We start from the raw sequence: 18,296 nt of genomic DNA, 5'->3' as shown, positions 1-18,296 counted from the left end.
AATGGTGATGCCGGGCGACAACGTGTCGATCACGGTGAAGCTGATTGCGCCGATCGCGATGGAAGAAGGTCTGCGCTTCGCAATCCGCGAAGGCGGTCGTACCGTCGGCGCAGGTGTCGTCGCCAAGATCATCGAGTAAGAAGCCAGTTAAGTCTCGTTGATCGGTAGTTTCGGGGTTGGTGATGTCGCCGACCCCAAAATGGTTTAGGGGTATAGCTCAACTGGCAGAGCGTCGGTCTCCAAAACCGAAGGTTGGGGGTTCGATTCCCTCTGCCCCTGCCAATTCTCGCGTCCTCATGGGCGCTCGTTAAGGTGTTATGGCGAATCCTTCCGTCGAAACTGTAAATACATCCAGCGATAAATTGATGCTCGTCGCGGGCGTATTGTTGGTCTTGGCCGGGTTCGTGGGTTTTTTTTGGCTCGGCGGCCAGGAGTGGTATGTTCGCGGCGCGGCTCTTGTCGTTGGGGTCATCGCCGGTGTTGTGGTCGGTCTTCTCTCCACCCCCGGTAAGGGTTTCATCGCATTCGCCAAGGACTCTTACAAAGAAGTCCGCAAGGTCGTATGGCCGACCCGCAAGGAAGCCACGCAAACAACGCTCGTTGTTTTCGGCTTTGTGTTTGTGATGGCGGTGTTTCTTTGGGTTAGCGACAAATCCATTGAATGGGTGATTTTCTCGGCGATTCTGGGTTGGAAATGATATGAGCGATACTCCGGCATCCCCGAGCGGTAAACGTTGGTACGTCGTGCACGCCTACTCCGGCATGGAGAAGAGCGTGCAACGTGCGCTTCAGGAGCGCATCGAACGTGCTGGCATGCAGGATAAATTCGGCCAAATTCTCGTCCCGACGGAGGAGGTGGTCGAAGTGAAGGGCGGTCACAAGTCGGTGACCGAGCGTCGTTTCTTCCCTGGCTATGTGCTGGTGGAAATGGAAATGACCGACGAAACCTGGCACCTCGTGAAAAACACGGCCAAGGTGACGGGCTTCGTAGGCGGGGCGCGTAATCGCCCGAGCCCGATTTCTCCGCGGGAAGTCGAAAAAATCATGTCGCAGATGCAGGAGGGCGTTGAGAAGCCGCGTCCGAAGACCTTGTTCGAGGTCGGCGAGATGGTCCGAGTGAAGGAGGGTCCGTTTACGGACTTCAATGGCAGCGTCGAAGAAGTGAATTACGAGAAATCGCGCGTCCGTGTTTCCGTCACGATTTTTGGCCGTGCGACACCTGTCGAACTCGAATTCGGCCAGGTCGAAAAATTGTAATCCGGTTTCCTGCGGATCGCGTCGAAAGGCGCGATCCGTCTTTCGCGCTTACGGTCCGCGTAATGGCCGTTGAGGAGCGTCAGTAGCCATCACAGGCGAGCGCGCGTTACTACTCACCGAACGCTTACGCGTTCCAACGAGGTTTTCAACATGGCAAAGAAAATCATCGGCTTTATCAAGCTGCAGATTCCTGCAGGTAAAGCCAACCCGTCGCCGCCGGTCGGTCCGGCACTGGGCCAGCGCGGCCTGAACATCATGGAGTTCTGCAAGGCGTTCAACGCGCAGACTCAAGCCATGGAGCCGGGCTTGCCGGTTCCGGTCGTGATCACGGCTTTCGCGGACAAGAGCTTCACGTTCGTTCTGAAGACGCCGCCGGCTACGGTTCTGATCAAGAAGGCCGCGAAGGTCGACAAGGGTTCGAGCAAGCCGCACACCGACAAGGTCGGCAAGATTACTCGTGCGCAAGCCGAAGAAATCGCCAAGACGAAGATGCCGGACCTTACGGCAGCTGATATGGACGCAGCGGTTCGTACAATCGCTGGCAGCGCCCGCTCGATGGGCATCACCGTGGAGGGCGTGTAAATGGCTAAGCTTTCGAAGCGTCTGCAAGCATTTGCAAACAAAGTTGATCGTCAGAAGCTGTACCCGATCGACGACGCGCTCGCCCTCGTGAAGGAATGCGCAAACGCCAAGTTCGACGAGTCGATCGACGTGGCGGTCCAGCTCGGCATCGATGCGAAGAAGTCGGATCAAGTGGTTCGCGGTTCGGTCGTTCTGCCGGCTGGTACCGGCAAGTCGGTTCGCGTCGCTGTCTTCGCGCAAGGCGAAAAGGCCGAGCAGGCGAAAGCCGCTGGCGCCGAAATCGTCGGCATGGAAGACCTTGCTGAGCAGATCAAGGCTGGCAACCTGAACTTCGACGTCGTGATCGCTTCGCCGGACACGATGCGCGTTGTCGGTACGCTGGGTCAGATCCTCGGCCCGCGTGGCCTGATGCCGAACCCGAAGGTCGGTACGGTGACGCCCGATGTCGCTACGGCAGTGAAGAACGCCAAGGCGGGTCAGGTTCAATTCCGCGTCGACAAGGCCGGTATCATTCACGCGACGATCGGTCGTGCGTCATTCGAGCCGAGCGCGCTGCGCACCAACCTGTCGGCGCTCGTCGAAGCGCTGCAGAAGGCGAAGCCGGCGACGAGCAAGGGCGTGTACCTGCGCAAGATCGCTTTGTCGAGCACGATGGGTGTTGGCGTGCGCGTCGACCAAGCGACGCTCGCAGCACAGTAAGAAATTTGCTGCGCCGGGTAGGTCCGGCGCGGTGTTATGGGCTTTGGGCGGTCGTGAGATGGCAGTCTGCATTGAACGGCCGGTTGTCAAAGACCGTTGGCGGGAACGCAGCAGCTAGGTGTTTCCTTAATGCAAAGCCAACGCAGATGGCGAACCCGAAACAGTTTTGAAGTGATGAAACCGGTTGTTGTCCGCGACGTGAGCAACGGTCGGTCGAAATACTCCTAAACCTCGGACGCCGTTGTTGAATGCGATACACAAGGCATCTCGCCACGTGTATCGAATCTGGAGGTTAACCGTGCCACTGAACAAAGAAAGCAAGCAGGCCGTCGTCGCTGAGGTCTCCGCGCAAGTCGCGAAGGCCCAGACCGTCGTTCTGGCTGAGTATCGTGGGATCACGGTTGGCGATCTGACCAAGCTGCGCGCGAAAGCGCGCGAGCAACAGGTGTACCTGCGCGTGTTGAAAAACACGCTGGCGCGTCGCGCTGTCGAAGGTACCCCGTTTGCTCCGCTGGCAGAGCAGATGACTGGTCCGCTGATCTACGGCATCTCGGAAGATGCAATTGCCGCTGCTAAGGTCGTCAACGACTTCAGCAAGAGCAACGACAAGTTGATCATCAAGGCCGGTGCCTACGAAGGCAAGGTGATGGACAAGGCTGGCGTGCAAGCGCTTGCCAACATCCCGAGCCGCGAGGAACTGCTCTCCAAGCTGTTGTTCGTTATGCAAGCGCCTGTTTCCGGCTTTGCGCGCGCTCTGGCCGCGCTGGCAGAAAAGAAGCAAGGCGAAGCTGCTTGATCGCAGGATGCATAGCGCGCTTCAGTTGAGCGCGATGGATCGCTGGCTGTATCCGAATTCAATTTAGGAGTATTTCAAATGGCAATCGCAAAAGAAGACATCCTCGAAGCCGTAGGCTCGATGTCAGTTCTGGAACTGAACGAGCTGGTCAAGGCGTTCGAAGAGAAGTTTGGCGTGTCGGCAGCGGCTGTTGCCGTGGCGGGCCCGGCAGGTGGCGGCGGTGCCGCTGCAGCTGTTGAAGAGCAAACCGAGTTCACGGTGATCCTGACGGAAACCGGCGCGAACAAGGTTTCCGTGATTAAGGCTGTTCGTGAACTGACGGGCCTGGGCCTGAAGGAAGCGAAGGACTTGGTCGACGGTGCACCGAAGCCCGTGAAGGAAGCGGTGCCCAAGGCTGCTGCTGAAGAAGCCAAGAAGAAGTTGGAAGAAGCTGGCGCGAAGGCTGAAATCAAGTAAGACCCTGCGCGCTGTGCGAAGGCTGGCGGTTTTTCACCGCCGGCCTTTTTGTGCTTTGTGGGGACAGTGTTTTTGCGCTAGGTAATCGGCAAAAACGTAGCCCCAGAAGCCAAAGAGAAACACCTTTCGGGACAACTGACCGGTGCTTCTCTTTGTCTTCTGAAGCGACTGCAGAAGGCAAGTTTGGTCGGGTAGCGGGCAACACAGGCATCCGCTGCCGTCAGCCAGCGGTTGGTAGCGGCCAACCACCAAGCTTCTAAGGCTCGTTCAAGCCATCGGACGGCCATCGGGTCTCAGTCGGTGAACACTCGGATTGTCTCATCAAGGTTCGCAGCCTCGACAATGCCCGCCGTGATTCGGAGATCGTATGCAATATTCCTTCACCGAGAAGAAGCGTATTCGCAAGAACTTTGCGAAGCGCCCCATCGTTCACCAAGTACCTTTCCTGCTGGCTACCCAGCTTGAATCATTCAGCACGTTTCTGCAAGCGGATGTGCCGACTGCCCAGCGCAAGCCCGAAGGTTTGCAAGCGGCGTTCACGTCCGTTTTCCCGATTGTTTCTCACAACGGCTTCGCTCGTCTAGAGTTCGTCAGCTATATGTTGTCGCCGCCGGCGTTCAACATCAAGGAATGTCAGCAGCGCGGCCTCACGTACTGCTCGGCGCTGCGCGCCAAAGTGCGCCTGGTGCTGCTCGACAAGGAATCGCCGAGCAAGCCCGTCGTGAAGGAAGTGAAGGAGCAGGAAGTGTACATGGGCGAAATTCCGCTCATGACGCCGACCGGCTCGTTCGTCATCAACGGCACGGAGCGCGTGATCGTGTCGCAGCTCCACCGTTCGCCTGGCGTGTTCTTCGAGCACGACAAGGGCAAGACGCATAGCTCGGGCAAGCTGCTCTTCTCGGCTCGCATCATCCCTTACCGCGGCTCATGGCTCGACTTCGAATTCGATCCGAAGGACGTGCTGTACTTCCGCGTCGACCGCCGCCGCAAGATGCCGGTCACGATCCTGCTGAAGGCGATTGGCCTCACGCCGGAGCAGATCCTCGCGAACTTCTTCGTGTTCGACAACTTCTCGCTGATGCCCGAAGGCGCACAAATGGAATTTGTGCCCGAGCGTCTGCGTGGCGAAGTCGCGCGTTTCGACATCTCGGATCGCGACGGCAATGTCATCGTCACGAAGGACAAGCGGATCAACGCGAAGCATATCCGCGACCTCGAAAACGCGAAGACGAAATTCATTTCGGTCCCCGAAGACTATCTGATCGGCCGCGTGCTGGCGAAGAACGTCGTCGATGGCGATACCGGTGAAGTGATCGCGAATGCGAACGAAGAAATCGGCGAAAGCACGCTCGAAAAGCTGCGCGAAGCGAAGATCAAGGACATCCAGACGCTCTACACGAACGATTTGGACCAAGGTCCGTACATCTCGTCGACGCTGCGCATCGACGAAACCGCCGACAGGACGGCCGCGCGCATCGCGATCTACCGCATGATGCGTCCGGGCGAACCGCCGACCGAAGAAGCGGTCGAGGCGCTGTTCAATCGTCTGTTCTACAGCGAAGACGCTTACGACCTGTCGAAGGTCGGCCGTATGAAGTTCAACCGCCGTGTCGGCCGCGATGAAATCGTCGGCCCGATGACGCTGCAGGACGACGACATCCTCGCGACGATCAAGATCCTCGTCGAGCTGCGCAACGGCAAGGGCGAAGTGGACGATATCGACCACTTGGGCAACCGTCGCGTGCGTTGCGTCGGTGAACTGGCGGAGAACCAGTTCCGCGCCGGTCTCGTGCGTGTCGAGCGCGCGGTGAAGGAGCGCCTCGGCCAGGCCGAAAGCGAAAACCTGATGCCGCACGACCTGATCAACTCGAAGCCGATTTCGTCGGCGATTCGCGAGTTCTTCGGTTCGTCACAGCTGTCGCAGTTCATGGACCAGACCAACCCGCTGTCGGAAATCACCCACAAGCGCCGTGTTTCGGCTCTTGGCCCGGGCGGTCTGACGCGCGAGCGCGCGGGCTTCGAAGTCCGCGACGTGCACCCGACCCACTACGGCCGCGTGTGCCCGATTGAAACGCCGGAAGGTCCGAACATCGGTCTGATCAACTCGCTCGCGCTGTACGCGCACCTGAACGAGTACGGCTTCCTCGAAACGCCGTATCGCAAGGTGACGGACGGCAAGGTGACCGACCAGATCGACTATCTGTCGGCGATCGAAGAAGGCCGTTACGTGATCGCGCAGGCGAACGCGGCGGTGGCCGACGACGGCACGCTGACCGACGAACTGGTTTCGTCGCGTGAAGCCGGCGAAACGCTGATGGTCACGCCGGACCGCATCCAGTACATGGACGTGGCGCCGTCGCAGATCGTGTCGGTGGCGGCCTCGCTGATTCCGTTCCTCGAGCACGACGACGCGAACCGTGCATTGATGGGTTCGAACATGCAGCGTCAGGCTGTGCCGTGTCTGCGTCCTGAGAAGGCCGTGGTCGGCACGGGTATCGAGCGCACGGTGGCGGTCGACTCGGGCACGACGGTTCAGGCGTTCCGCGGTGGCGTGGTCGATTACGTCGACGCAGGCCGTATCGTGATTCGCGTGAACGACGACGAAGCGGTGGCGGGTGAGGTCGGTGTCGACATCTACAACCTCATCAAGTACACGCGTTCGAACCAGAACACGAACATCAACCAGCGCCCGATCGTGAAGGTCGGCGACAAGGTTGCGCGCGGCGACGTGCTGGCTGACGGCGCCTCGACGGATCTGGGTGAGCTGGCGCTCGGCCAGAACATGCTGATCGCGTTCATGCCGTGGAACGGCTACAACTTCGAAGACTCGATCCTGATCTCGGAGAAGGTGGTTGCGGACGATCGCTACACGTCGATCCACATCGAAGAGCTGAACGTTGTCGCTCGCGACACGAAGCTCGGGCCGGAAGAAATCACGCGCGACATCTCGAACCTCGCGGAAGTGCAGCTTGGCCGTCTCGACGAGTCGGGCATCGTGTACATCGGCGCGGAAGTCGAAGCGGGCGACGTGCTGGTCGGCAAGGTTACGCCGAAGGGCGAAACCCAGCTGACGCCGGAAGAAAAGCTGCTGCGCGCGATCTTCGGCGAGAAGGCATCGGACGTGAAGGATACGTCGCTGCGCGTGCCGTCGGGCATGAGCGGCACGGTCATCGACGTGCAGGTGTTCACGCGTGAAGGCATCCAGCGCGACAAGCGTGCGCAACAGATCATCGACGATGAACTGAAGCGTTATCGCCTCGACCTGAACGACCAGCTGCGTATCGTGGAAGGCGATGCATTCCAGCGTCTCGCGCGCATGCTCGAAGGCAAGGTCGCAAACGGCGGTCCGAAGAAGCTCGCGAAGGGCACGAAGATCGAACAGGCCTACCTGGAAGATCTGGACCACTACCACTGGTTCGACATCCGCCTCGCGGACGAAGAAGCAGCGGCTCAGCTCGAAGCGATCAAGAACTCGATCGAAGAGAAGCGTCACCAGTTCGACCTCGCGTTCGAAGAGAAGCGCAAGAAGCTCACGCAAGGCGACGAACTGCCGCCGGGCGTGCTGAAGATGGTCAAGGTGTACGTTGCGGTGAAGCGCCGTCTGCAGCCTGGCGACAAGATGGCAGGCCGTCACGGTAACAAGGGTGTCGTGTCGAAGATCGTCCCGATCGAAGACATGCCGTACATGGCCGACGGCCGTCCGGCAGACGTCGTGCTGAACCCGCTCGGCGTGCCGTCGCGGATGAACGTGGGTCAGGTGCTCGAAGTGCACCTGGGCTGGGCTGCGAAGGGTCTCGGCTGGCGGATCGGTGAAATGCTGCAGCGTCAGGCGAAGATCGCCGAGCTGCGCGAGTTCCTGACGAAGATTTACAACGAGTCGGGCCGCGCGGAAGAGCTCGACAGCTTCTCCGATGACGAAATCGTCGAGCTGGCGAAGAACCTGCGCGAAGGCGTGCCGTTCGCGACGCCGGTGTTCGACGGTGCGACGGAAGAGGAAATGTCGCGCGCGCTGGATCTGGCCTTCCCGGATGAGATCGCGAAGCAACTGGGCATGACGCCGTCGAAGAATCAGGTTCGCCTGTACGACGGCCGCACGGGCGAGATGTTCGAGCGCACGGTGACGGTCGGCTACATGCACTACCTGAAACTGCACCACTTGGTCGACGACAAGATGCACGCGCGTTCGACGGGCCCGTACTCGCTCGTGACGCAGCAGCCGCTCGGCGGTAAGGCGCAGTTCGGCGGCCAGCGTTTCGGTGAGATGGAAGTGTGGGCGCTCGAGGCGTATGGCGCATCGTATGTGCTGCAAGAAATGCTGACGGTCAAGTCGGACGACGTGACGGGCCGGACCAAGGTGTACGAGAACCTGGTCAAGGGCGATCACGTGATCGATGCGGGCATGCCGGAATCCTTCAATGTGCTCGTGAAGGAAATCCGCTCGCTCGGTATCGACATCGATCTCGACCGCAACTAATCGGACTACGGAGAGAAAGCAATGAAAGCTCTGCTCGATCTATTCAAGCAAGTCCAACAAGAAGAAGTTTTTGACGCGATCAAGATCGGTCTGGCCTCGCCCGACAAGATTCGTTCGTGGTCGTTCGGCGAAGTGAAGAAGCCGGAAACCATCAACTACCGCACGTTCAAGCCTGAGCGGGATGGTCTGTTCTGCGCGAAGATCTTCGGGCCGATCAAGGACTACGAATGCCTTTGCGGCAAGTACAAGCGCCTGAAGCACCGCGGCGTGATCTGCGAGAAGTGCGGCGTCGAAGTGACGTTGGCAAAGGTGCGCCGTGAGCGCATGGGCCACATCGAGCTGGCCTCGCCGGTCGCGCACATTTGGTTCTTGAAGTCGCTGCCATCGCGTCTGGGCATGGTGCTCGACATGACGCTGCGCGACATCGAGCGCGTGCTGTACTTCGAAGCGTATGTGGTGATCGATCCGGGTATGACGCCGCTGAAAGCGCGTCAGATCATGACCGAAGAGGATTACTACAACAAGGTCGAGGAATACGGCGACGAATTCCGTGCCGAAATGGGCGCGGAAGGCGTGCGCGAGCTGCTGCGCGCGATCAACATCGACGAGCAGGTCGAGATGCTGCGCACCGAACTCAAGAACACGGGTTCGGAAGCGAAGATCAAGAAGTACGCGAAGCGCCTGAAAGTGCTCGAGGCCTTCCAGCGTTCGGGCATCAAGCCCGACTGGATGGTGCTCGAAGTGCTGCCGGTGCTGCCGCCGGAACTGCGTCCGCTCGTCCCGCTCGACGGCGGCCGTTTCGCGACGTCGGACCTGAACGACCTGTACCGCCGCGTGATCAACCGTAACAACCGGTTGAAGCGTCTGCTCGAGCTGAAGGCGCCGGAAATCATCGTCCGCAACGAAAAGCGGATGCTGCAGGAAGCCGTCGATTCGCTGCTCGACAACGGCCGTCGCGGCAAGGCGATGACGGGAGCGAACAAGCGTCCGCTGAAGTCGCTCGCTGACATGATCAAGGGCAAGGGCGGCCGCTTCCGTCAGAACCTGCTCGGTAAGCGCGTCGACTACTCGGGCCGTTCGGTCATCGTGGTCGGCCCGACGCTCAAGCTGCACCAGTGCGGTCTGCCGAAGCTGATGGCGCTCGAGCTGTTCAAGCCGTTCATCTTCAACAAGCTCGAAGTGATGGGCGTCGCGACGACCATCAAGGCGGCGAAGAAGGAAGTCGAGAACCAGACGCCGGTCGTGTGGGACATCTTGGAAGAGGTGATCCGCGAGCACCCGGTGATGCTGAACCGTGCGCCGACGCTGCACCGTCTCGGCATTCAGGCTTTCGAGCCGGTGCTGATCGAAGGCAAGGCAATCCAGCTGCACCCGCTCGTCTGCGCGGCGTTCAACGCCGACTTCGACGGCGACCAGATGGCCGTTCACGTGCCGCTGTCGCTCGAAGCGCAGATGGAAGCTCGCACGCTGATGCTGGCGTCGAACAACGTGCTGTTCCCGGCCAACGGCGATCCGTCGATCGTACCGTCGCAGGATATCGTGCTCGGCCTCTACTACGCGACGCGTGAAGCGGTGAACGGCAAGGGCGAAGGCCTGTCGTTCACGGGCGTGTCGGAGGTGCTGCGCGCGTACGAGAACAAGGAAGTCGAACTCGCCTCGCGCGTCAACGTGCGGATCACCGAAATGGTCCGCAACGAAGACACGTCGGAAGGTGCGCCGCAGTTCGTGCCGAAGATCTCGCTGTACGCGACGACCGTCGGCCGCTCGATCCTGTCGGAAATCTTGCCGCCGGGCCTGCCGTTCTCGGTGCTGAACAAGCCGCTCAAGAAGAAGGAAATCTCGCGCCTGATCAACACGGCATTCCGCAAGTGCGGTCTGCGCGCGACGGTGGTCTTCGCCGACCAGCTGATGCAGTCGGGCTTCCGTCTGGCAACGCGCGCCGGTATCTCCATCTGCGTGGACGACATGCTCGTGCCGCCGCAGAAGGAGCAGATCGTCGGCGACGCTGCGAAGAAGGTGAAGGAGTACGACCGCCAGTACATGTCGGGTCTCGTTACCGCGCAGGAGCGATACAACAACGTGGTCGACATCTGGTCGGCGACGTCGGAAGCGGTCGGCAAGGCGATGATGGAACAGCTGTCGACGGAGCCGGTGATCGACCGCGACGGCAAGGAAACGCGCCAGGAATCGTTCAACTCGATCTACATGATGGCCGACTCGGGCGCCCGGGGCTCGGCGGTGCAGATTCGTCAGTTGGCCGGTATGCGCGGCCTGATGGCGAAGCCGGACGGCTCGATTATCGAAACGCCGATTACTGCGAACTTCCGCGAAGGTCTGAACGTGTTGCAGTACTTCATCTCGACCCACGGCGCGCGTAAGGGTCTGGCTGATACGGCACTGAAGACGGCGAACTCGGGTTACCTGACGCGTCGTCTCGTTGACGTGACGCAGGATCTCGTCGTGGTCGAAGACGATTGCGGCACGAGCCAAGGCGTGGCGATGAAGGCGCTGGTCGAAGGCGGTGAAGTCGTCGAAGCGCTGCGCGACCGGATTCTCGGCCGCGTCGCGGTGGCTGACGTCGTCAACCCGGAATCGCAAGAGACGCTGTACGAAGCGGGCACGCTGCTCGATGAAACGGCGGTTGAAGAGATCGAGCGCCTCGGCATCGACGAAGTGCGCGTGCGCACGCCGCTCACCTGCGAAACGCGCTATGGCTTGTGCGCGGCCTGCTATGGCCGCGACCTGGGCCGCGGCTCGCTCGTGAACGTCGGCGAAGCGGTCGGCGTGATCGCGGCGCAGTCGATCGGTGAGCCGGGCACGCAGTTGACGATGCGTACGTTCCACATCGGTGGTGCGGCATCGCGTGCGGCGGTGGCTTCGTCGGTCGAAGCGAAGTCGAACGGTACGGTGCGCTTCACGGCGACGATGCGCTACGTGACGAACGCGAAGGGCGAGCAGATCGTCATCTCGCGCTCGGGCGAAGCGATGATCACCGACGACCACGGCCGCGAGCGCGAACGCCACAAGGTGCCGTACGGCGCCACGCTGTTGCAGCTCGACGGCGCGCAGATCAAGGCGGGCACGCAGCTGGCCACGTGGGATCCGATGACGCGTCCGATCATCACCGAGTACGGCGGTACGGTGAAGTTCGAAAACGTCGAGGAAGGCGTGACGGTCGCCAAGCAGATCGACGACGTGACGGGCCTCTCGACGCTCGTCGTGATCGACGTGAAGCGCCGCGGCTCGCAGGCTTCGAAGAGCGTGCGTCCGCAGGTGAAACTGCTCGACGCGAGCGGCGAGGAAGTGAAGATCCCGGGCACCGAGCACTCGGTGCAGATCGGCTTCCAGGTCGGCGCGCTGATCACGGTGAAGGACGGTCAACAGGTGCAGGTTGGTGAAGTGCTCGCACGTATCCCGACCGAATCGCAGAAGACGCGTGACATTACCGGTGGTCTGCCGCGCGTGGCCGAGCTGTTCGAAGCGCGCTCGCCGAAGGACGCCGGCATCCTGGCGGAAGTCACCGGCACGGTGTCGTTCGGTAAGGACACGAAGGGCAAGCAGCGTCTCGTCATCACGGACCTCGAGGGCAACCAGCACGAGTTCCTGATCGCGAAGGAAAAGCAGGTCCTGGTGCACGATGGTCAGGTCGTCAACAAGGGCGAAATGATCGTCGACGGTCCGGCCGATCCGCACGACATCCTGCGTCTGCAGGGTATCGAGGCGCTGTCGCGCTACATCGTGGACGAAGTGCAGGACGTGTACCGTCTGCAGGGCGTGAAGATCAACGACAAGCACATCGAAGTCATCGTGCGTCAGATGCTGCGCCGCGTGCAGATCTCCGACAACGGCGATACGCGTTTCATCCCGGGCGAACAAGTCGAGCGGTCGGACATGCTCGACGAGAACGACCGCATGAACGCGGACGACAAGCGTCCGTCGACGTACGAGAACGTGCTGCTCGGTATCACGAAGGCGTCGCTGTCGACCGACTCGTTCATCTCGGCTGCATCGTTCCAGGAAACGACGCGCGTGCTGACCGAGGCGGCGATCATGGGCAAGCGCGACGATCTGCGTGGCCTGAAGGAAAACGTGATCGTCGGCCGTCTGATTCCGGCCGGTACGGGTCTCGCGTTCCACAAGGCGCGCAAGAGCAAGGAGCTGTCCGATCGCGAGCGTTACGATCAGATCGCGGCCGAAGAGGCGTTCGAGTTCGGCACGCCGGAAACTCCGGCTGCCGAGCAGCAGCAATCGGCGGAGTAAGCTCGGGCGGCGTGAGCCGCTTGGCCGCTCAGTTGGTCGCTTAAGGCTTGAAAGCCGCCCAGTTTCGACTGGGCGGCTTTTTTATTGGCCGAATGGCCAACGTTTTCGTTTGGATCGTTTTACACGGCGGCGCATTGGTAAAATTCGTCCAACCCGCACTTCCCTGCCTGCCTCTGCCTTCATGTCCCGCGCCCTCGACATCCTCAATGAAACCTTCGGTTACCCCGCCTTCAGAGGGCAGCAGGGCGACATCGTCGAACATGTCGCCGGCGGCGGCGATTGTCTCGTGCTGATGCCGACGGGCGGCGGCAAATCGCTGTGCTACCAGATCCCGTCGCTGGTGCGGCGCGAAGCCGGGCTTGGCGCAGGCATCGTCGTCTCACCGTTGATCGCGCTGATGCAGGACCAGGTCGCCGCGCTTACCGAGCTCGGTGTGAAGGCCGCGTATTTGAACTCGACGCTCTCCGGCGCCGAGGCGGCCGCGACCGAACGCGCGCTGCGCGAGGGCGACCTCGATCTGCTGTACGTCGCTCCGGAACGGCTGATGACGCCGCGCTTTCTCGATCTGCTCGAACGCGCGCGCATCGGCTTGTTCGCGATCGACGAAGCGCATTGCGTGTCGCAATGGGGGCACGATTTCCGCCCCGAGTACATCAAGCTTTCCGTGCTGCACGAGCAGTTTCCGTCGGTGCCGCGCATCGCACTCACCGCGACCGCCGATGCGATTACGCGAGACGAGATCGTGCACCGCCTCGCGCTCGATGACGCACGCATTTTCGTGTCGAGCTTCGATCGGCCGAACATCCGTTATCGCATCGCCGAGAAGGACAATGCGCGCGCACAGCTTCTCGACTTCATCCGATCCGAGCATACGAACTCCGACGGCACGACGGATGCCGGCGTCGTGTACTGCCTGTCGCGCCGGAAGGTCGAAGAGACTGCGGAGTGGCTGAAGGCGCAAGGCATGCGCGCTCTGCCGTATCACGCGGGGATGGAATTCGAAGTCCGCCAGCGGCACCAGGAAATGTTCCAGCGCGAAGAGGGCATCGTGATGTGCGCGACGATCGCCTTCGGCATGGGCATCGACAAGCCGGACGTGCGCTTCGTCGCGCATATGGATCTGCCCAAGAGCGTGGAAGGTTACTACCAGGAGACGGGCCGCGCGGGCCGCGACGGATTGCCGGCTAATGCCTGGATGGCGTACGGGCTCGGCGACGTGGTGCAGCAGCGCAAGATGATCGACGAGTCCGATGCCGACGACGCGCATAAGCGTGTGCAGACCGGCAAGCTCGACGCGCTCCTGGGCCTGTGCGAGACCGCCTCCTGCCGCCGCGTGCGCCTGCTCGCCTACTTCGGCGAGGCCAGTGAGCCGTGCGGCAATTGCGACACTTGCCTAGAGCCGCCGGCGTCATGGGATGCCACGCGCGAAGCGCAGATGGCGCTGTCGTGCGTGTTTCGCGCGCAGCGGGCGAGCGGCTTCCATTTTGGCGCAGGGCATCTGATCGACATCCTGCGCGGCAACCGCAACGAGAAGATCCTTCAGCGCGGACACGAAAACCTCAGCACCTTCGGCATCGGCGCGAGCCTGTCCGAGCCTGAGTGGCGCGCGATTTTCCGCCAGCTGATCGCATTCGGCTATCTGGCGATCGATCATGACGGATTCGGGGCGCTCGTGCTCACCGAAGCGAGCAAGCCCGTGTTGAAGGGTGAAGAAACGGTCACCTTGAGACGCTACGTCAAGCCGACCCGCACGCGTCAATCGTCGAGCCGCACCGGCGAGCGGGCCGATCCGACCGCTGGCATGAGTTCGCGCGAGCGCGCACGCTGGGACCGGCTGCGCGCCTGGCGCACTGAAACGGCGAAGAGCGACGGTGTGCCGGCCTACGTGATCTTCCACGACGCCACGCTGGCCGAAATTGCCCGCAGCGGCCCGGACACGATCGACGATCTCCGCCACATCCCCGGCATTGGCGCGCGCAAGCTCGATCGCTTCGGCGATGAGCTTCTGGACGTCGTTGCCGCGGATTGATTGCGCATGTTCTGACCGGTGCGCGCCGTTTTCTTGCCCGCCCCAGCCCCGACCGCTTCCGAAACACTGCAAGCTATTGACGTAGTTGGCATTTTCCGAATATGATGCTGGGTTCCGGTTCTTGGCATGCTAGGTCGAGGGGTGAACTCACGGCCCGGCTAGCAAGGCAGGAAGTTCGATACGCATCCATTGCCGCTTTGCCCGGGAACGGATGCGTCGATTTTGTTCAATTTCAGGAATAAACAATGCCAACCATCAATCAATTGGTTCGCAAAGGCCGCGCGTCGGAAACGACGAAGAGCAAGAGCCCGGCCTTGCAGGACTGCCCCCAGCGTCGCGGCGTGTGCACTCGTGTGTACACCACGACGCCGAAGAAGCCGAACTCGGCGCTGCGTAAGGTCGCCAAGGTGCGTCTGACGAACGGCTTCGAAGTTATTTCGTACATCGGTGGTGAAGGCCACAACCTGCAGGAACACTCGGTCGTGCTGATTCGCGGCGGTCGTGTGAAGGACTTGCCGGGTGTGCGTTACCACATGGTTCGCGGCTCGCTGGATACCCAGGGCGTCAAGGATCGTAAGCAGGCTCGCTCGAAGTACGGTGCGAAGCGTGCCAAGGCTGGCAAGTAAGCAGCCTCTTCGTATGGCTGCTTGGCGTTGCTGATAAAGCGATAAAGAGTGGTCAAGTAGTCAAAGGCGGTGGTGCCGGATTCGCTGGTGCTATCGAGTAAGTGGTCACCCGGCCAAGCTGGTTAGTCGTCAAGATGGATCGGGTTAGTTGGTGGCCGCGGGGCTAATCGGGTTTCGACCCAGCTCCAACTGAAAAGTCAAAGGAAGAAACATGCCGCGTCGTCGCGAAGTCCCCAAGCGGGAAGTGTTGCCGGATCCGAAGTTCGGTAACGTAGATGTTGCAAAATTCATGAACGTGCTGATGCTCTCGGGCAAGAAGTCGGTTGCCGAGCGTATCGTGTACGGCGCTTTCGAACAGATCCAGACCAAGGGTGGCAAGGACCCGCTGGAAGTGTTCACTGTCGCGCTCAACAACGTGAAGCCGGTGGTGGAAGTGAAGAGCCGCCGCGTTGGTGGTGCGAACTATCAGGTTCCGGTCGAAGTGCGTCCGTCGCGTCGTATGGCATTGGCGATGCGTTGGTTGCGCGAGGCTGCGAAGAAGCGCAGCGAAAAGTCGATGGCGTTGCGCCTGGCTGGTGAACTGACCGAAGCGGCTGAAGGCCGTGGCGGTGCGATGAAGAAGCGCGATGAGGTTCACCGGATGGCAGAGGCCAACAAGGCGTTCTCGCATTTCCGTTTCTAAGCCTTCGAACCCTAAAGGCAACGGAAAAAATATCCGGGCGGGTGCGCTTATCAGCGCCTCGCCCGTTTGTGTTAGGGCGCGAAAACTATATGCATACTTTTCGCGCCATCCCAATAGAGGATCAAAGTGGCTCGTAAGACACCTATCGAGCGCTACCGTAACATCGGTATTAGCGCTCACATCGACGCCGGCAAGACGACGACGACCGAGCGCATCCTGTTCTACACCGGCGTGAACCACAAGATTGGTGAAGTGCACGACGGCGCGGCAACGATGGACTGGATGGAGCAGGAGCAAGAGCGCGGCATCACCATCACGTCTGCTGCTACGACGGCCTTCTGGAAGGGTATGGCTGGCAACTACCCGGAACACCGCATCAACATCATCGACACCCCGGGTCACGTCGACTTCACGATCGAAGTGGAGCGCTCGATGCGCGTGCTCGACGGCGCGTGCATGGTGTACTGCGCGGTGGGCGGCGTGCAGCCGCAGTCGGAAACGGTGTGGCGCCAGGCTAACAAGTACAAGGTGCCGCGTCTTGCGTTCGTCAACAAGATGGACCGTACCGGCGCAAACTTCTTCAAGGTCTACGACCAGCTGAAGACCCGCCTGAAGGCGAACCCGGTTCCGGTCGTGGTGCCGATCGGCTCGGAAGAAAGCTTCAAGGGCGTCGTCGATCTGCTCGAGATGAAAGCGATCATTTGGGACGAAGCGTCGCAAGGCACGAAGTTCGACTACGTCGACATCCCGGCCGAGCTCGTTGACACCTGCAATGAGTGGCGCGAGAAGATGGTCGAGTCGGCCGCCGAAGCGAGCGAAGAGCTGATGGAAAAGTACCTCGGCGGCGAGGCGCTGACCCGCGCCGAGATCGTCAAGGCGCTGCGCGACCGTACGATCGCTTGCGAAATCCAGCCGATGCTGTGCGGCACCGCGTTCAAGAACAAGGGCGTGCAGCGCATGCTCGACGCCGTGATCGACTTCCTGCCGTCGCCGGTCGACATTCCGCCGGTCAAGGGCGAGCTGGAAAGCGGCGAAACGGCTGAGCGCAAGGCGTCGGACGACGAGAAGTTCTCGGCCCTCGCATTCAAGATCATGACCGACCCGTTCGTCGGCCAGTTGATCTTCTTCCGCGTGTACTCGGGCGTCGTCAACTCGGGCGACACTGTGCTGAACTCGACCAAGGACAAGAAGGAACGCCTCGGCCGTATTCTGCAAATGCACGCGAACCAGCGCGAAGAAATCAAGGAAGTGCGCGCGGGCGACATCGCGGCAGCCGTGGGCCTGAAGGAAGCGACGACGGGGGACACGTTGTGCGATCCGCAGCACCCGATCGTGCTCGAGCGCATGGTGTTCCCGGAGCCGGTGATTTCGCAGGCTGTTGAGCCGAAGACGAAGGCCGACCAGGAAAAGATGGGCCTCGCGCTCAACCGCCTGGCTCAGGAAGATCCGTCGTTCCGCGTGCAAACGGACGAAGAATCGGGTCAAACCATCATTTCGGGCATGGGCGAGCTCCACCTCGAAATTCTGGTTGACCGGATGAAGCGTGAGTTCGGCGTGGAAGCAACCGTTGGCAAGCCGCAGGTTGCCTACCGCGAAACGATCCGCAGCACGGCTGCCGACGTCGAAGGCAAGTTCGTCAAGCAGTCGGGCGGCCGCGGCCAATATGGCCATGCGGTCATCACGCTCGAGCCGAACGAACAAGGCAAGGGCTACGAGTTCCTCGACGAGATCAAGGGCGGTGTCATTCCTCGCGAATACATCCCGGCGGTCGACAAGGGTATTGCTGACACGCTCAAGGCCGGCGTGCTGGCGGGCTTCCCGGTCGTGGACGTGAAGGTCCACCTGACGTTCGGTTCGTACCACGACGTGGACTCGAACGAAAACGCGTTCCGCATGGCCGGTTCGATGGCGTTCAAGGAAGCGATGCGCCGCGCGAACCCCGTGATCCTCGAGCCGATGATGGCCGTGGAAGTGGAAACGCCGGAAGACTACATGGGCAACGTGATGGGCGACCTGTCGGGCCGTCGCGGCATGATCCAGGGCATGGAAGACATGGTTGGCGGTGGCAAGATTCTCCGCGCCGAAGTGCCGCTGTCGGAAATGTTCGGCTACTCCACGTCGCTGCGCTCGGCGACGCAAGGTCGCGCAACGTACACGATGGAATTCAAGCATTACGCTGAAGCGCCGCGTAACGTCTCCGAAGCGATCATCAGCGCGAAGTCGAAGTAATCAGTCGGCAAGTCATTCACCGAACAACTTTTTTGAAAGAAGAGAAACATGGCTAAAGGTAAATTCGAACGGACCAAGCCGCACGTGAACGTCGGCACGATCGGTCACGTTGACCACGGTAAGACGACGCTGACGGCGGCGATCGCGACGGTTCTGTCGGCGAAGTTCGGCGGCGAAGCGAAGAAGTACGACGAAATCGACGCGGC

Annotated in this window: 14 protein-coding genes and 1 tRNA gene; all 15 read left to right on the top strand. The window is 60.9% G+C overall.

The window, feature by feature from the left end; all coding sequences use genetic code 11:
• On the top strand, positions 1–139 hold a 139-nt coding region (locus tag FAZ69_RS32770), incomplete at its 5' end, for an EF-Tu C-terminal domain-related protein (protein WP_080312955.1).
• A 67-nt stretch (positions 140–206) separates the two neighbouring features.
• Positions 207–282: transfer RNA gene (locus FAZ69_RS32765), tRNA-Trp, on the top strand.
• Between the two features lie 35 nt (positions 283–317).
• Positions 318–698 (top strand): preprotein translocase subunit SecE, encoded by a 381-nt coding sequence (secE, locus tag FAZ69_RS32760; RefSeq protein WP_136899583.1) that lies wholly within the window; start codon positions 318–320, stop codon positions 696–698.
• 1 nt (position 699) lies between these two features.
• Positions 700–1,257, top strand: coding sequence for a transcription termination/antitermination protein NusG (gene nusG / locus FAZ69_RS32755; RefSeq protein ID WP_028208939.1), 558 nt, complete (start codon positions 700–702; stop codon positions 1,255–1,257).
• Positions 1,258–1,407: 150 nt separating this feature from the next.
• On the top strand, positions 1,408–1,839 hold the full coding sequence (gene rplK, locus FAZ69_RS32750) for a 50S ribosomal protein L11 (protein WP_090541963.1): 432 nt from the start codon (positions 1,408–1,410) through the stop codon (positions 1,837–1,839).
• Positions 1,840–2,538: a 50S ribosomal protein L1 gene (gene rplA, locus FAZ69_RS32745; RefSeq protein WP_136899581.1), complete on the top strand. Its 699-nt coding sequence runs from the start codon at positions 1,840–1,842 to the stop codon at positions 2,536–2,538. It abuts the gene before it with no gap.
• A 298-nt stretch (positions 2,539–2,836) separates the two neighbouring features.
• Positions 2,837–3,334, top strand: a complete 498-nt coding sequence (gene rplJ / locus FAZ69_RS32740) for a 50S ribosomal protein L10 (RefSeq protein WP_136899579.1) — start codon at positions 2,837–2,839, stop codon at positions 3,332–3,334.
• A gap of 78 nt (positions 3,335–3,412) precedes the next feature.
• Entirely contained in the window at positions 3,413–3,790 is a 378-nt protein-coding gene (gene rplL, locus FAZ69_RS32735) for a 50S ribosomal protein L7/L12 (protein WP_136899577.1), read from the top strand.
• A gap of 367 nt (positions 3,791–4,157) precedes the next feature.
• A complete protein-coding gene (rpoB, locus tag FAZ69_RS32730; RefSeq protein ID WP_136899575.1) occupies positions 4,158–8,264 on the top strand; it encodes a DNA-directed RNA polymerase subunit beta in 4,107 nt (1,368 codons plus the stop codon).
• A 21-nt stretch (positions 8,265–8,285) separates the two neighbouring features.
• Positions 8,286–12,524 carry a DNA-directed RNA polymerase subunit beta' gene (gene rpoC / locus FAZ69_RS32725; RefSeq protein WP_136899572.1) on the top strand — a complete coding sequence of 1,413 codons (4,239 nt, stop codon included), beginning with the start codon at positions 8,286–8,288 and terminating at the stop codon, positions 12,522–12,524.
• Positions 12,525–12,705: 181 nt separating this feature from the next.
• Positions 12,706–14,553: a DNA helicase RecQ gene (recQ, locus tag FAZ69_RS32720; protein WP_136899570.1), complete on the top strand. Its 1,848-nt coding sequence runs from the start codon at positions 12,706–12,708 to the stop codon at positions 14,551–14,553.
• A 245-nt stretch (positions 14,554–14,798) separates the two neighbouring features.
• The gene (gene rpsL, locus FAZ69_RS32715; protein ID WP_006998493.1) at positions 14,799–15,179 is read left to right on the top strand and encodes a 30S ribosomal protein S12; all 381 of its coding nucleotides are present in this window, start codon (positions 14,799–14,801) and stop codon (positions 15,177–15,179) included.
• A 211-nt stretch (positions 15,180–15,390) separates the two neighbouring features.
• Positions 15,391–15,861 (top strand): 30S ribosomal protein S7, encoded by a 471-nt coding sequence (rpsG, locus tag FAZ69_RS32710; protein ID WP_027797954.1) that lies wholly within the window; start codon positions 15,391–15,393, stop codon positions 15,859–15,861.
• 126 nt (positions 15,862–15,987) lie between these two features.
• A complete protein-coding gene (fusA, locus tag FAZ69_RS32705; protein WP_136899568.1) occupies positions 15,988–18,090 on the top strand; it encodes an elongation factor G in 2,103 nt (700 codons plus the stop codon).
• Positions 18,091–18,138: 48 nt separating this feature from the next.
• The coding region (locus tag FAZ69_RS32700; protein WP_240702566.1) for a GTP-binding protein at positions 18,139–18,296 on the top strand (158 nt) is incomplete at its 3' end.

Origin of the sequence: Trinickia terrae, assembly GCF_005144415.1 — a bacterium.
Lineage (GTDB): Bacteria > Pseudomonadota > Gammaproteobacteria > Burkholderiales > Burkholderiaceae > Trinickia_A > Trinickia_A terrae.
The sequence above is the reverse complement of the archived record's forward strand: the minus strand, read 5'-3'. Positions and strand labels throughout refer to the sequence as shown.

What these genes read in the sequence shown, in the direction of transcription:
- secE (WP_136899583.1), top strand. Translation starts at nt 318, where the DNA reads ATGGCGAATCCTTCCGTCGAAACTGTAAATACATCCAGCGATAAATTG.
- nusG (WP_028208939.1), top strand. Translation starts at nt 700, where the DNA reads ATGAGCGATACTCCGGCATCCCCGAGCGGTAAACGTTGGTACGTCGTG.
- rplK (WP_090541963.1), top strand. Translation starts at nt 1,408, where the DNA reads ATGGCAAAGAAAATCATCGGCTTTATCAAGCTGCAGATTCCTGCAGGT.
- rplA (WP_136899581.1), top strand. Translation starts at nt 1,840, where the DNA reads ATGGCTAAGCTTTCGAAGCGTCTGCAAGCATTTGCAAACAAAGTTGAT.
- rplL (WP_136899577.1), top strand. Translation starts at nt 3,413, where the DNA reads ATGGCAATCGCAAAAGAAGACATCCTCGAAGCCGTAGGCTCGATGTCA.
- rpoB (WP_136899575.1), top strand. Translation starts at nt 4,158, where the DNA reads ATGCAATATTCCTTCACCGAGAAGAAGCGTATTCGCAAGAACTTTGCG.
- rpoC (WP_136899572.1), top strand. Translation starts at nt 8,286, where the DNA reads ATGAAAGCTCTGCTCGATCTATTCAAGCAAGTCCAACAAGAAGAAGTT.
- recQ (WP_136899570.1), top strand. Translation starts at nt 12,706, where the DNA reads ATGTCCCGCGCCCTCGACATCCTCAATGAAACCTTCGGTTACCCCGCC.
- rpsL (WP_006998493.1), top strand. Translation starts at nt 14,799, where the DNA reads ATGCCAACCATCAATCAATTGGTTCGCAAAGGCCGCGCGTCGGAAACG.
- rpsG (WP_027797954.1), top strand. Translation starts at nt 15,391, where the DNA reads ATGCCGCGTCGTCGCGAAGTCCCCAAGCGGGAAGTGTTGCCGGATCCG.